General features: G+C 63.9%; 11 protein-coding genes and 1 pseudogene. 6 read left to right on the top strand and 6 right to left on the bottom strand.

The window, feature by feature from the left end; translation table 11 throughout:
• The first annotated feature begins 45 nt into the window (after positions 1–45).
• The 4 genes from NKI05_RS20200 to NKI05_RS20185 all read left to right on the top strand — a co-directional run bounded on the left by NKI05_RS20200 (position 46) and on the right by NKI05_RS20185 (position 4,384).
• Positions 46–975 carry a carbohydrate ABC transporter permease gene (locus tag NKI05_RS20200; protein WP_023702499.1) on the top strand — a complete coding sequence of 310 codons (930 nt, stop codon included), beginning with the start codon at positions 46–48 and terminating at the stop codon, positions 973–975.
• Between the two features lie 228 nt (positions 976–1,203).
• Complete coding sequence (locus tag NKI05_RS20195; protein ID WP_023745182.1) at positions 1,204–2,043, top strand: carbohydrate ABC transporter permease; 840 nt, start codon at positions 1,204–1,206, stop codon at positions 2,041–2,043.
• A 250-nt stretch (positions 2,044–2,293) separates the two neighbouring features.
• Positions 2,294–3,355 carry a Gfo/Idh/MocA family protein gene (locus NKI05_RS20190; protein ID WP_352793002.1) on the top strand — a complete coding sequence of 354 codons (1,062 nt, stop codon included), beginning with the start codon at positions 2,294–2,296 and terminating at the stop codon, positions 3,353–3,355.
• A gap of 30 nt (positions 3,356–3,385) precedes the next feature.
• Complete coding sequence (locus NKI05_RS20185) at positions 3,386–4,384, top strand: ABC transporter ATP-binding protein (protein WP_023745184.1); 999 nt, start codon at positions 3,386–3,388, stop codon at positions 4,382–4,384.
• A gap of 26 nt (positions 4,385–4,410) precedes the next feature.
• On the opposite strand, the gene NKI05_RS20180 is transcribed toward NKI05_RS20185, so the two are convergent.
• The 5 genes from NKI05_RS20180 to NKI05_RS20160 are packed head-to-tail and all read right to left on the bottom strand — an operon-like array spanning position 4,411 to position 9,233.
• Complete coding sequence (locus tag NKI05_RS20180; protein WP_023745185.1) at positions 4,411–5,304, bottom strand: ROK family protein; 894 nt, start codon at positions 5,302–5,304, stop codon at positions 4,411–4,413.
• Positions 5,301–6,101: an alpha/beta fold hydrolase gene (locus NKI05_RS20175; RefSeq protein ID WP_023745186.1), complete on the bottom strand. Its 801-nt coding sequence runs from the start codon at positions 6,099–6,101 to the stop codon at positions 5,301–5,303. The genes NKI05_RS20180 and NKI05_RS20175 overlap by 4 nt, the downstream gene beginning before the upstream one ends.
• Positions 6,098–6,934, bottom strand: a complete 837-nt coding sequence (locus tag NKI05_RS20170; protein ID WP_023702361.1) for a sugar phosphate isomerase/epimerase family protein — start codon at positions 6,932–6,934, stop codon at positions 6,098–6,100. Before NKI05_RS20170 ends, NKI05_RS20175 begins: the two co-directional genes overlap by 4 nt.
• Complete coding sequence (locus NKI05_RS20165) at positions 6,934–8,013, bottom strand: Gfo/Idh/MocA family protein (protein ID WP_023816364.1); 1,080 nt, start codon at positions 8,011–8,013, stop codon at positions 6,934–6,936. Before NKI05_RS20165 ends, NKI05_RS20170 begins: the two co-directional genes overlap by 1 nt.
• Before the next feature lie 14 nt (positions 8,014–8,027).
• Entirely contained in the window at positions 8,028–9,233 is a 1,206-nt protein-coding gene (locus NKI05_RS20160; RefSeq protein ID WP_023709211.1) for an ROK family transcriptional regulator, read from the bottom strand.
• A gap of 171 nt (positions 9,234–9,404) precedes the next feature.
• Between NKI05_RS20160 and NKI05_RS20155 the strand changes: the two are divergent.
• A pseudogene (locus tag NKI05_RS20155) lies at positions 9,405–9,584 on the top strand (ATP-binding cassette domain-containing protein); the annotation flags it as partial.
• A 77-nt stretch (positions 9,585–9,661) separates the two neighbouring features.
• On the opposite strand, the gene NKI05_RS20150 reads toward NKI05_RS20155, so the two are convergent.
• Entirely contained in the window at positions 9,662–11,464 is a 1,803-nt protein-coding gene (locus tag NKI05_RS20150) for a dipeptide ABC transporter ATP-binding protein (RefSeq protein WP_023816362.1), read from the bottom strand.
• Between the two features lie 191 nt (positions 11,465–11,655).
• Here NKI05_RS20150 and NKI05_RS20145 point away from each other — a divergent pair, with 191 nt between their 5' ends.
• On the top strand, positions 11,656–13,014 hold the full coding sequence (locus tag NKI05_RS20145; protein WP_023703591.1) for an LLM class flavin-dependent oxidoreductase: 1,359 nt from the start codon (positions 11,656–11,658) through the stop codon (positions 13,012–13,014).
• The last annotated feature ends 10 nt before the right edge of the window (positions 13,015–13,024 follow it).

Genomic DNA, 13,024 nt, shown 5'->3' with positions numbered 1-13,024 from the left:
TGCCGTCGAAGGCATTGCTAAACCTGATCGGCGGGGACCGCACTCATGGCCGCACAAACACGACCGAAGCGACCGTTCCGCTGGCATATCGGCGTCTTCCTGGCGCCGGCGCTGCTGGTCTATACGGCGATCATGATCCTGCCGCTCGCCGGCACGCTGCAGCTGTCGCTGTTCCGCAATGTCGATCAGCATCAGGTGTTCGTCGGTTTCACTAATTTCCGTACGTTGTTCGGCGACCCCAACTGGTCGGTCGGCTTCTGGAACGCGCTGCGGAACAATACCTGGTTCTTCATCATCCACATGGTGGTGCAGAACCCGATCGGTGTCATGCTGGCGGCATTGCTGTCCAGCCCGAGGCTGAGATTCGCCGCCTTCTACCGCACCGCGATCTTCGTGCCGACCATCCTGTCCTTCGTCATCGTCGGTTTCGCCTGGAAACTGATCCTGTCGCCGTTGTGGGGCGTGGCGCCGCATCTGATGGATCTGGTCGGCCTGAAAAGCCTGTTCACGCCGTGGCTCGGCAAACAACAATATGCCCTGACCGCGCTCAGCCTGATCTCGGTCTGGCAGTTCGTCGGCATTCCGATGATGCTGATCTATGCAGCACTCCTGTCGATCCCCGAAGAGGTGATCGAGGCTGCCGAATGCGACGGCATCACCGGCATGTCTCAGTTCTGGAAGATCAAGCTGCCGCTGATCCTACCCTCGATCGGCATCATCTCGATCCTGACCTTCGTCGGCAATTTCAACGCTTTCGACCTGATCTACACCGCACAAGGGGCGCTTGCCGGGCCGAATTATTCGACCGATATTCTGGGCACTTTCCTCTACCGCGCCTTCTTCGGCTTCCAGCTGCAGACCGGCGATCCCAATATGGGTGCGGCGATCGCCACGATGATGTTCCTGATCATCCTCGGCGGCGTCTGCGTCTACCTCTTCCTCGTCCAGACGCGCCTGCGTCGCTACCAGTTCTGAGAGGGGCGAGATGTCGAGCTTGAACACCCCCCTCTGGCCTGCCGGCCATCTCCCCCGCAAGGGGGGAGATTGGCAGCTCTGGCCTTGCCGCTCGGCTTGCAACGTTGGCGATTGGCGAAAGCAGTCGCGGCATCTGATCTCCCCCCTTGCTGGGGAGATGTCCGGCAGGACAGAGGGGGGTGCCTTGGCGCCAACCTCAACAGTCATCGCTCGTCAGGAGACCTTCCAATGAGCACCGCCACCCGTTCGCTGCCCCGCACCATCGGCGCCCACACGATCCTGCTGACCTATACGGCGATCGCACTGTTTCCGGTGATCCTGGTGATCATGAATTCGTTCAAGTCCCGCGCCGGCATCTTCAGCGAACCGCTGACGCCGCCGACGCCAAAAACCTTCGACCTGATCGGCTATACCACCGTGATCGGGCAGGGCGACTTCATCCACTATTTTCAGAACAGCCTCGTCGTCACCGTCGCCTCGCTGTTCTTCGTGCTTCTGTTCGGCGCGATGGCGGCGTTCGCGCTATCGGAATACCGCTTTCGCGGCAACACGCTGATGGGGCTTTACCTCGCGCTCGGCATCATGATCCCGATCCGGCTCGGCACCGTCGCCATCCTGCAATTGATGGTGGCGAGCGGGCTGGTCAACACGCTGACGGCGCTGATCCTGGTCTACACCGCGCAGGGGCTGCCGCTGGCCGTCTTCATCCTGTCGGAATTCATGAAGCAGGTGTCCGACGATCTGAAGAATGCCGGCCGCATCGACGGCCTGTCGGAATACACCATCTTCTTCCGGCTGGTGCTGCCGCTGGTGCGGCCCTCGATGGCGACGGTCGCCGTCTTCACCATGATCCCGATCTGGAACGATCTGTGGTTCCCGCTGATCCTGGCGCCGTCGGAAGAGACCAAGACGGTGACGCTCGGCGCGCAGCTTTTCCTCGGCCAGTTCGTCACCAACTGGAACGCCATCCTGGCGGCACTCTCGCTGGCGATCATGCCTGTGCTGACCCTCTACGTCATCTTCTCGCGGCAGCTGATCCGCGGCATCACATCCGGAGCCGTCAAGTGAGCGGAGCCCTACAAATCTCTGCTGGAGCCTTCACCCCACCCGGCGCTGCGCGCCGACCTCCCCATCAAGGGGAGGTAAAAGGTCGTGGCTTCATTCACGACCGCCAGGGGGCGACTTTCGGAGAAGCTTCTTTGGCAGCGAGGGTGTTCGCGCCAGCGTCCTACCTCCCCTCGATGGGGAGGTCGGCGCGAAGCGCCGGGTGGGGTGACACCCTCTCAGCAGGAACAACTGGAACATCTGGAGTAGTTAGGTGACCTCTAAATCGCCCCTTCGTGTCGTCGTCGCCGGGCTCGGCAATATGGGCCGTAGCCATGCGCTGGCCTACCACACTAATCCGGGCTTCGAGATCGCGGCCCTGATCAACCGCTCCGACGTGCCGTTACCGGACGGGCTGTCGGGCTATGGCATCAGGCGCTCCTTCGACGACGCGTTGCGCGATGAAAAGCCGGATGTCGCCTGCATCGCCACCTATTCCGACAGCCATGCCGACTATGCGGTGAAGGCATTCGAGGCGGGCTGCCATGTCTTTGTCGAAAAGCCGCTGGCAACGACGGTCGCCGACGCCAAGCGCGTCGTCGCGGCGGCCAAGGCCAACGGCCGAAAATTGGTGATCGGCTACATCCTGCGCCACCACCCCTCCTGGGTCAGGCTGATCGCCGAGGCGCGCAAGCTCGGCGGCCCTTACGTGTTTCGCATGAACCTCAACCAGCAATCGTCAGGCCCGACCTGGCAGACGCATAAGCAACTGATGCAGACGACCTCGCTGATCGTCGATTGCGGCGTGCACTATCTTGACGTCATGCTGCAGATCACCGACGCCAGGCCGGTCGAGGTGCGCGGCATGGGGCTGCGGCTGACCGAGGAAATCGCGCCGACCATGTACAATTACGGCCATCTGCAGGTGCTGTTCGACGACGGCTCGGTCGGCTGGTACGAAGCGGCCTGGGGACCGATGATTTCGGAAACGGCGTTCTTCGTGAAGGACGTGATGTCGCCCAATGGCTGCGTGTCGATCGTCATGAAGGAAGGTGTGAGGTCGGACGACATCGACACCCACACCAAGACCTCGACCATCCGCCTGCACAGCGCTGCGACGGGTGCGGACGGCAAGTTCGCCAGGCCGGACGAGATGCTGTCGATGGACGGCGAACCCGGCCACCAGGATCTCTGCGACCTCGAACAGGCTTTCGTGCTGAAGGCGATCCGGGAAGACATTGACCTGACCCGCCACATGGACGACGCGGTGAAATCGCTCGCCGTCTGCCTTGCCGCCGATGAGAGCGTGCGCAGCGGCGCCCCAGTTAAGCTCTAGTAGGGCAAACTCTAGAACAAGGACGAAGCCGTGGGCTCGCTGGTAATCGAGAATGTGAAGAAGGCCTTCGGGCCGGTCGAGGTGCTGAAAGGCATCAACCTCGAAGTGACCGACGGCGAATTCGTCGTCTTCGTCGGCCCATCTGGCTGCGGCAAGTCAACCTTGCTCAGGGTCATCGCCGGGCTGGAGGATTCGACCTCCGGCAGGGTGGTGATCGACGGCGTCGATGTCTCGGCCACGCCCCCGGCAAAACGCGGCATTGCCATGGTGTTCCAGACGTACGCGCTCTACCCGCATCTGACGGTGAAGAACAATATGGGCCTCGGCCTCAAGCAGGCCGGCACGCCCGCCCCGGAGATCGAACGCCGCATCGGCGTCGCCTCGTCGATGCTGTCGCTGGAACCGTATCTCGAGCGGCGGCCGGCGGAACTGTCGGGCGGCCAGCGCCAGCGCGTCGCCATCGGCCGCGCCGTGGTGCGTGAGCCAAAACTGTTTCTCTTCGACGAGCCCTTGTCGAACCTCGATGCAGCGCTTCGCGTCAACACGCGACTGGAGATCGCTCAGCTGCATCGCCGGCTGAAGGCAACGATGATCTACGTCACCCATGATCAGGTCGAGGCGATGACGCTGGCCGACAAGATCGTCGTGCTCAACGCTGGCCAGATCGAGCAGATCGGCGGCCCGATGGAGCTTTACAATTCGCCGGCAAACGAGTTCGTCGCCGGCTTTATCGGCTCGCCGAAGATGAATTTCATCGACGGCGCCAGATTGGGCGAGACGGCCAAGACGATCGGCGTGCGGCCGGAGCATCTGACCGTGGATCCAAGGTCCGGTGCCTGGAAGGGAACGGTGGTGCACGCCGAACATCTCGGCGCCGACACCAACCTCTATCTCGACTGCGAAAAGGCCGGGCTGATCACGGTGCGCATTTTCGGTGTCTACGACGCCGAGCCCGGTGCGACGCTGTATGCAACGCCCGAGCCGGGTAAGACATACCGGTTTGGGGCGGACGGCAAGACGATCAAGTAATCCTTCGCCGACAGCAACCACGGCGATCACACCGCGCCGAGCAGCACCGCGCCATGGATCGCCGCCTGCCAGCCCAGGGCCGCCCAGCGTATGTCCAGAGGCTCTACAACAAGCGAATGCGGTAGGCTGTCCGCGATGCGCTGCTTGAGCGTCTGGCGGGGATAGGACTTCATGTCGACGATACCGCCGCCGATCAGGATCGTCTGCGGGGAAAACAGGGCGGCTGCCGTTGCGACGGCCACCGCCTGCTGCCAGACGATTTCGTCGAGCCATTCGCGCAGCGATGGCGGCTGCCCGGCCGCCGAAAACAGATCGGCCACCGGGATATCGTAGTCTGTCGCGAGGTCGACGAGCGTTGCCCCTGAGGCATAGGTCTCGACCCGGTTTGGCGGACCGCTTTCGTCGGGCCGGTAGATCGGCATATGGCCGATCTCGAGCGCCCAGCCGCCACCCCTGAAAATGCCGTCCTTGCCGAGATAGGCCGCACCGATGCCGGTGCCGAGATAGACCGCCAGCACCTCCTTCTGCCGCTTCACCGCGCCGGCAACGCTTTCGCCCAGCAATTGCAGTACGACGTCGCGTTCGAGCCGCACGGGAACGCGGAGCCGCGATGCCAGTTCCGTACCCAGCCGGATACCGTTCAGTTCGGGAATGTTGGCCGTGTGCAGCACCGTGTCGAAGTCGCGGTCGATGAACCCAGGCACCGTCGCAACGACCCGTGCAGGTTTGAGCCCGGCATCGCGGCAGGCTGCGGTGACCGCATCGGCCAACCCCGCCACAGGCGCGCCCTGGCGCAGTTGCGCGGTCGGGTAGGTGCGGGCAAAATCCACCGGGATGCCGTGGTCGGCAAAGCCAACCTTGACCGACGTGCCGCCGATCTCGACCACGGCGATCGTGTCTTCCATCGTTTGATGCGTCATGCCAGCGCTTCCAGGAATTCCGAAAGACAGGCGCGGAATTCCCGCCGGTAGGCGGCGCGATCCTGCGATTTGGCTGTGATGGTGCAAAGCCGGGCCGACGGGATGAGCCCGGCCAGCGTCTGTGCGTCGTCCAGTCGATGGACGAGGTCATGGTCATGGCCGATGACAAGGGTCGGCACCGCGATAGCGCGGATGTCCGCCTCGCTCACGCCCGGACCATCGCCCGCGATCGCCACCAGCAACCTACCGAACAGAACCGGGTCCGGGCGATTGAAGAAGCCTTGCAGGCTGGCGAGATTGTCCGGCGCCAGCCTCGCTAGCTCTGCGGCAACTGCGCTGTCATCGAACAGACGCCTGGCGTCAGGCGAATGGCGCATCAGGAGATCGCCGACCACGGCATAGGGCCTCATATTGGCCGGTGCAGCCTGGGATACCCACGCAGGCCGGGCGAGCACCAGCGCCCGCACCCGCGCCGGCCTGTGCACCGCCAGGCGGAGCGCCAGCGCCGCGCCCATCGAGATGCCGCCGACGACGGCCGGGCCGAGGCCGAGATCGTCGGCCAGCGCTTCGACGTCTTCAGCAAAAGTCGCAATCGAAAGCCGCTCGACCGGCCCGTAGCTGGATCCGCCCTGGCCCCGGCATTCGAGCGTCACGCGCCGGGTCACCGGCAGATCGGGAAACACGTCGGCCACCTGCGCCTCATCGCCGCCCAGCCCATGCTGGAAGATGACGGGAAGGCCCGTGCCGACCTCCCGGTAGGCAAGGTCGACGCCATCTCGGCTGAAGGTCTTTTTCACGTGTCGTCGCTCGCTTCCAGGACATTGCGCAGGAACGCGCCGACGCCGGGCGCCTCGGCCTCTGTCAGGCCATGCGTGATCAGGGGGCCGTCGAACCCGGCGGCTCTTAGGCAGCCGATGAAATGCGGGAAATCGACGACGCCCTGTCCGGCGGCGGCAAAACTGCCATCGGCATTGCGGTCCTTGGCATGGGCCATGCCGATCTCCGCAGCCAGCAGATCGACGGCCTCGTCGATCAGGCGGTGACGCTCCGCGCTGTCCGCCACTTCGAATAGATTGGCCGGGTCGAGCACAATGCGCAGCCGCGCGCTGTTCATCTCGTCGAGCAGCCGGCGAGCGGCCCGCGCGCTGGAGACGACATTGGCCAGTTCCGGTTCGATGCCGAGCTCGATGTCGAAGCGCTCGGCAATCGCGATCGCCGCTTCCATCTCCGTCCGCAGATCGCTCCATGCCGCCTCGCTTGCATTGTCGGGATGCCAGCGCCACGGATCCTGTGCATCCCTTGTGCCGGTGCACAGCGTGATCAGGCGCGTGCCCATGTCAGCGCATGACGCAGCCAGCACCTCCAGCCGAGCAAGACCTGACACACGAACCGAGCGATCCGGGTGGATCATATTGTAGGTTCCAGACACGGCCGCGATCGAAACGCCGGCCTCGCCGCTCGCCTTAGCGACGGACCGGGCCGCATCCGGCTCGATGCTGTCCGGCATCGACGGCAGTCCAAGGCACGCCATGTTGAACTGCGCCGCCGTGTAGCCGCCGTCCGCGACCGCGCGCAGCACCGGCAAGGCGCCGGTGGTGGCGAAGGTCTTGGCGAAAATCCCAAGCTGCATCACACGACCCCGTCGACATCGGCCAGACGGACGGCGCGGCCGCCGGCAGCGGCCGAGCGGGCTATGGCCGCCATGCCCCTGACCGAGGCGATGCCGTCCTCGATGCCGGCGCCGATCATCGGCGCGCCATTCAGCACGACATCGGCAAAGCCTTCGAGCTGCCGGCGATAGAAGTGGCCATCCGCGCCAAGCGTCCGGTGCCAACTGCCATCGGCCTCGCGGAAAATGTCGACCTCGCTGCTCTTGTAGTACCAGGGGTTATAGGTCTTCGCGAGAACGCTGCCGTTCTGGCCATAGATCTGGAACCCTTCGTGCCAGTCCATGCGCACGGCGACCGTCAGGTCGAGATGGCCGATCGTGCCGTCGGCGAAGATGGTGGTGACGAACCAGCAATAGGCACCATAGCGCTCGGTCAGCCGGGCCTCCACCGCTTCGATCGGCCTGTGCAGATGGCGCGCCGTATCGAGGAGATGGCTGCCATGCGCCAGCATGTAGTATTGGCGCAGATCCGCCTTGGGATTGACGGCAGGCTTGCGCGCCTTGGCGCTGGTGATGATCAGCGGTTGCACCGCATCGGTCATCGGGTAGCGGTGGGTGCTGTCGCAGTACCAGCCTTTGAACGCCAGCCGCTCGCCCATTTCGTCGTCGACGAAAGCCTTTGCCGCCTGGATGCCGGGATCGAAGCGCTTCATATGGCCGACCTGGAGCACCTTGCCGCTCTTGTCGAGCGTGGCCCGCAAGCCTTCGACCTCCTCGACCGAAACGCCCAGCGGCTTTTCGCAAAGCACATGCTTGCCGGCATCGAGCGCCAGTTCCGCGGCCTTGACGTGAAAAATGTCCGATGTCGCGATGATGACGGCATCGAGATCGGGATCGGCCAGCATCAGGCCGTAGTCGGCATAGGATTTTTCAGGCGCGTAGGTCGCCGCCATCCTGTCGCGCAGATCGTCGGCGACATCGCAGATGGCATAGAGATCGGCATTGCGTGCCTTGGTGCAGGATTCGAAATGCGCCGCCTGGGCAATCGGACCGCAGCCGAGCACGCCGACACGCAGCCGCTTTTCGTCTTTGCGAGGCATGGAATCTCTCCTGATTAGCGCGCGGCGAGGCCGCGAAGTTGAAATTGCGGATCGCCCGACAAAGCTGCCTGATGCAGCAGACAGGCAGCGCCCAATGCCGGACCGTCGGCCCCGACGCGCGACAGTTCGACCGTAGGAACGGGGTAACCTTCAGCCAGGAACTCCAGCAAAAAAGCTTCCACCTGCTCGGCGACAAAGGGATAGACAGCATTGACGGAGCCGGAGAGGATGATGCGCTCCGGCTGCAAGGTGCAGGCAAGTGTCGCCAGGCCGCGGCCGAACCAGAGCGCCCAGTCGCGCGCGGTGGCAACGGCTGCCGGATCGCCGCCGGCCAGCGCTGCGACAAACTCATCCACGCCGGCGCGCAGTCCGCTTATGTGCAAATAGCGAGCCAGTAAAGCATCCTTGCCGACATAGGATTCCAGTCGGCCCGGGCGCTTCGCGTCGAAGACAAAACCTTCGTCGCCGATGCGCAGATGCCCGATTTCGCCGGCGCCGCCGAGCCGGCCGCGATGCAGCCTGCCGGCATTGATGATGCCGCCGCCAACGCCGTTCTCGATCAGGATGACCAGAGCATCCTCATGGTCCTTGCCCGGCTGCGCCCGGTATGTCTCGGCCACCGCCACGGCATTGGCATCGTTTTCCAAGAGGATTGGAAAGTCCGCGCCAAAGGCAGTGCGCAAAAGCTCCGCCAGATTGACCCCGTGCCAGCCAAGGATGGTGGCATGGTATGAAATCCCGTCGGCGGCGGGGAAGCCGGGCACGGCGACATTGAGCCCGTAGGGGCGCGTGCCCGCAGGCAATTGTGAGCGGATCTCGGCGACGAGTTCCCCGATGATGTCGACCGCGGCTTCGGGCGTGCTACCGGGGCCGGCAAATGCCCTAGAGGCGCTCGCACGCCGCGCGCCGGCAAGGTCGACAGTCACGACTGCGATCCAGTTGACGCCGATATAAGCGCCAAGGAAGAAGCCGCCATTGCCGTCGATCTCGACCAGGATACCGGGACGGCCGACCCGACCCTCGCTATCCTGCTCGTCATCCGCTCCATCCGACCGCTCGCGCGCCAGACCGGCTTCCGTCAGCCCCAGCACCAGGGCGCCGGTGGTCGACCGGGTCAGGCCGAGATCGCGTGCGAGCGCTGCCCGGCTCGACGCGCCGGCACGAAACAGCGCCGCAAGTGCCCGCGTTTCGTTCGGCCGAAGATCGGTCGACACCAGCACGTCGTTCTCCACAATTTGTTTGCTCGACACACTAATAGAATTTCTAGGCGGTTTGAAAGACCCAAGGTTGGGCGCATTGCAAATAAATCTTCAGCATCTCCAAGCCCATTGAACCCAAGTTTCAAACGATGATTTGTATCAGAAACTTACAAATTGGCATGGGAAGATGCGATGACGGTTCTAGCGCGTCTCGAACATATCGTGAAGGATTTCGGTGCCGTTCGCGCGCTGGACAATGTCTCGCTCGACATCAATGAGGGCCAGGTTCTCGGCCTGACGGGCGACAATGGCGCCGGCAAATCGACGCTGGTCAAAACCATCGCCGGAAATTTCCAGCCGACGTCAGGCGCCTCCCAAGCCTGTCCTCCGGCCGCATCGGCCGGGGGACATCTCCTCGAAAGAAGGCTTGTCAGTTGCCCGCTTCGCAATCAGAGACTGCTTGCGTCTCTCCAGCAGGCGATCAGATGACCGTCGCCGGCCTGCCTGACGGGTGGTTGCGCCTTTCGGCAATCGGGCAGCGCGACAGGACAGCGGGCGGCAAAGGAGCATCCGGAGGTCTCGGCATCGTGTGCCGCGACGTGGAGCTGAGCCGGAGCCCTCGGCGCCGTCTCATCCGAGGACGCGGCCAGAAGCAGCTTCGTGTAGGGGTGGTTGGGGCCACGGAAAATCTGCTCGGATGATCCCGTCTCGACCAGCCGGCCGCGATAGAGCACGCCGATCCGGTCGGCCATATAGCGCACCACCCTGAGGTCGTGGCTGATGAACAGATAGGTGGTGTCCTTGTCGCGCTGCAGGTCGTTGAGCAAATTGAGCACGGTCGCCTGCACGGAAACGTCGAGCGCAGAGGTTGGCTCGTCCAGCACCACGAGCTTCGGCGCGCCGGCAAAGGCGCGCGCAATCGCCGCACGTTGGCGCTGGCCACCAGACAGCGATCTCGGCTTCTGGTCGACGGTCGTAGCGGCAAGACGAACCGAGGCCAGGAGATCGGCGACACGCTGCTTCACCTCGCTGCGGCCAAAGCCGGCGAGCCGCCGCAGCGGACGGCCGAGGATCCTGCCGATCCGCTGGCGCGGATTGAGCGTGCGGTCGGGTGACTGGAACACCATCTGCACGTCGCGCCGTTCGCTCAGGCTTCTTTTCTCGACGCGCGGCGCGACAGTGCTGCCGAACAGCTCGACCGACCCAGCGTCCGGCGTCTGGAGGCCAGTCACGATCCTTGCCAATGTCGACTTGCCGGAGCCGGATTCGCCGATCAGCCCGAACGTCTCGCCCTGGGCTATCTCCAGGTCGATATCGTGCAGGACGGCCTGGGAGCCGAAGGCGTGGCTGATGCCTTTGCAGGCGACGGCGATCGGACGTGCGGCTTCCGGTTGATCGCTGCGGACAGGCTTCGACGGGCCGGTTGTGTGCATCTCGGCCAGCCTGCCGTCGCGCTTGGTGAAGTTGAGCGCCGGGATCGAGGCGATCAGCGCCTTGGTGTAGGCGTGAACAGGGTTCTCGAAGACATCGTTGGCGATGCCGCTTTCGACCACCGTCCCCGACTGCATCACGGCCACCCGATCGCAGGCCCGGCGGACCATGTTGATGTCATGGCTGATCAGCAGAACGCTGGTTTGGTGATCGCGGCGCAAGTCCTGCAGGATGGCGACGATCTCGGACTGGACGCTGGCGTCAAGCGCCGTCGTCGGCTCATCCAGCACCAGCAGCGACGGGTCGAGCGCAATGGCAATCGCGATGTTGGCGCGCTGCTGCATGCCGCCCGACAATTCGTGCGGATAGAGATCGAGCACCCGCTCCGGATTGCTCACCCTGACGCGGCCGAGCAGCTCGGCGGCGCGGGTGCGTGCTTCGTCCTGCCGAACCGGGCGATGCCGCATGATCGTCTCGGTGATCTGCCGGCCAATCGTCATGGCCGGATTGAGCGCCGCACCCGGATGCTGGTAGACGGCCGCGATGCGATCGCCCCTTAGCCGGCGCAGCTGTTCGCCGGAGAGATTGCGGATCTCGCGGCCCTGGAACTCGAGCGCCGACGCGGCGATCCGGGCGTTATTCGGCAGATAGCGCAGAATAGCGAGTGCCACCGAGCTTTTGCCCGAGCCGGACTCGCCGACAAGGCCGAGCGCTTCGCCTTCGCCGATGGTGAGCGACACGCCGTTGACGGCCGGATGCGATCCCCGGCGTTCATCATAGGCGACGGTGAGCTGCTCGACGTTCAGAACCGATGACGACATGTCTTGCTGAAACCACTTTCTTTCGGCGCGGTCTTCGAGGGCAATCGCTTCCGCTTTCGCGCCGCACAATCTCTATAAAATTACTCGAATTAAGCTGGAGCGCAATCTACCTTTCACCGCTCAGGAGAGATTGTCGCAGCCGGTCGAGGCATCGCGACGGTCGCCTGAAGCAGTTCTGCAAGGAGACCGGCATGGCACGCGACCACATGATCCTCAGCGCGTTTTTCTTCAATCCGCAGGGCGATCATCGCATGTCGTGGCGCCATCCGCGCGCGCCGGGCCGCGAAGTGCTCGACTTCGACTTCTACCGCGATCTCGTCCAGTCTGCCGAGCGCGCCAGGATCGATACGATCTTCGTCGCCGACCATGTCGCGATCTGGGATTCCGTACAGAGCGGCGTAGCCCATTACGCCAATGCCCGCTTGGAACCGCTGACGCTGTTGTCGGCGCTTGCCGGCGTGACCAGGCATATCGGCCTCATCACCACCGCCTCAAGCTCCTACAGCGAGCCCTACAATGTCGCCCGCATGTTTGCCTCGCTCGACCATATCAGCAAGGGCAGGGCGTCTTGGAATGTGGTGACGTCGGCCATGGACGAGGAGGCCCGCAATTTCGGCCGCGACGGCAATATCGAGCACGCCTTTCGCTATGAGCGCGCCACCGAATTCCTCGATATCGTCAAGGCACTGTGGGACAGCTGGGAAGACGAAGCTCTGCTTATCGACAAGGCATCGGGCTATTTCGCCGATCCCGACAAGGTCCATGCGATCAACCACAAGGGCCCGCACTTCAAGGTGCGCGGACCGCTCAATGTCTCGCGCCCGCCGCAGGGCCATCCGCTGATCGTCCAGGCCGGCTCGTCCGAAGACGGCAAGAATTTCGCTACCGCGCACGCCGATGCGCACTTTGCCATCTACAGCACCAAGGAAGACGGCACCAAATATAGGCAGGACATCGACGAGCGCCTCGCCCGTTATGGCCGCAAGCCCGAGAGCTTCAAGATTCTGCCGGGCATCCTGCCGATCGTCGCAGCTTCCGAAGCGGAGGGACGCGAGCGGCAGGAGTATCTGCAGAGCTTGCTTCCCGATCGGGTCGGCATCGACCTTCTCTCGAGCTGGAGCGGCGTCGATCTCTCCGTATATCCGCCGGACGGCCCGCTGCCGCCGCTGCCGGACGAGAGCACCTTCAATGGCGGCCGCACCTCGCTCAATCGCGTCAAGGAATGGTCGAAGCAGAACCTCACTCTGCGCGAGATCGCTCGCAAGCTCGCCAACAGCGGTTCGGTGCCGACCGTCGTCGGCACGCCCAACCAGATCGCCGATCAGCTGCAGGACTGGTTCGAGGCAGGTGCCGCCGACGGCTTCAACCTGATGTTCCCGCTGCTCCCGGAGGATTGGGTGAATTTTGCCGAGCAGGTCGTGCCGGAACTGCAGCGCCGCGGCGTATTCCCCACCGAATATGCGCCGGGGACGCTGCGTGACCGTTTCGGCCTGGCTCGGCCGGCCAACCGCTTCGCCGAACAGCGCGACAATGTGCGCGCCGTATCCTGACTTGGGGCAA

Source organism: Mesorhizobium sp. M0771, assembly GCF_040320155.1.
GTDB lineage: Bacteria > Pseudomonadota > Alphaproteobacteria > Rhizobiales > Rhizobiaceae > Mesorhizobium.
Note: the sequence above shows the minus strand (reverse complement) of the source record. Positions and strands in the feature narration are given on the sequence as shown.

Excerpts from the sequence above, each read along its gene's own strand:
- NKI05_RS20200 (WP_023702499.1), top strand. The coding sequence starts at position 46 with ATGGCCGCACAAACACGACCGAAGCGACCGTTCCGCTGGCATATCGGC.
- NKI05_RS20195 (WP_023745182.1), top strand. The coding sequence starts at position 1,204 with ATGAGCACCGCCACCCGTTCGCTGCCCCGCACCATCGGCGCCCACACG.
- NKI05_RS20180 (WP_023745185.1), bottom strand. The coding sequence starts at position 5,304 with ATGACGCATCAAACGATGGAAGACACGATCGCCGTGGTCGAGATCGGC.
- NKI05_RS20170 (WP_023702361.1), bottom strand. The coding sequence starts at position 6,934 with ATGCAGCTTGGGATTTTCGCCAAGACCTTCGCCACCACCGGCGCCTTG.
- NKI05_RS20165 (WP_023816364.1), bottom strand. The coding sequence starts at position 8,013 with ATGCCTCGCAAAGACGAAAAGCGGCTGCGTGTCGGCGTGCTCGGCTGC.
- NKI05_RS20150 (WP_023816362.1), bottom strand. The coding sequence starts at position 11,464 with ATGTCGTCATCGGTTCTGAACGTCGAGCAGCTCACCGTCGCCTATGAT.
- NKI05_RS20145 (WP_023703591.1), top strand. The coding sequence starts at position 11,656 with ATGGCACGCGACCACATGATCCTCAGCGCGTTTTTCTTCAATCCGCAG.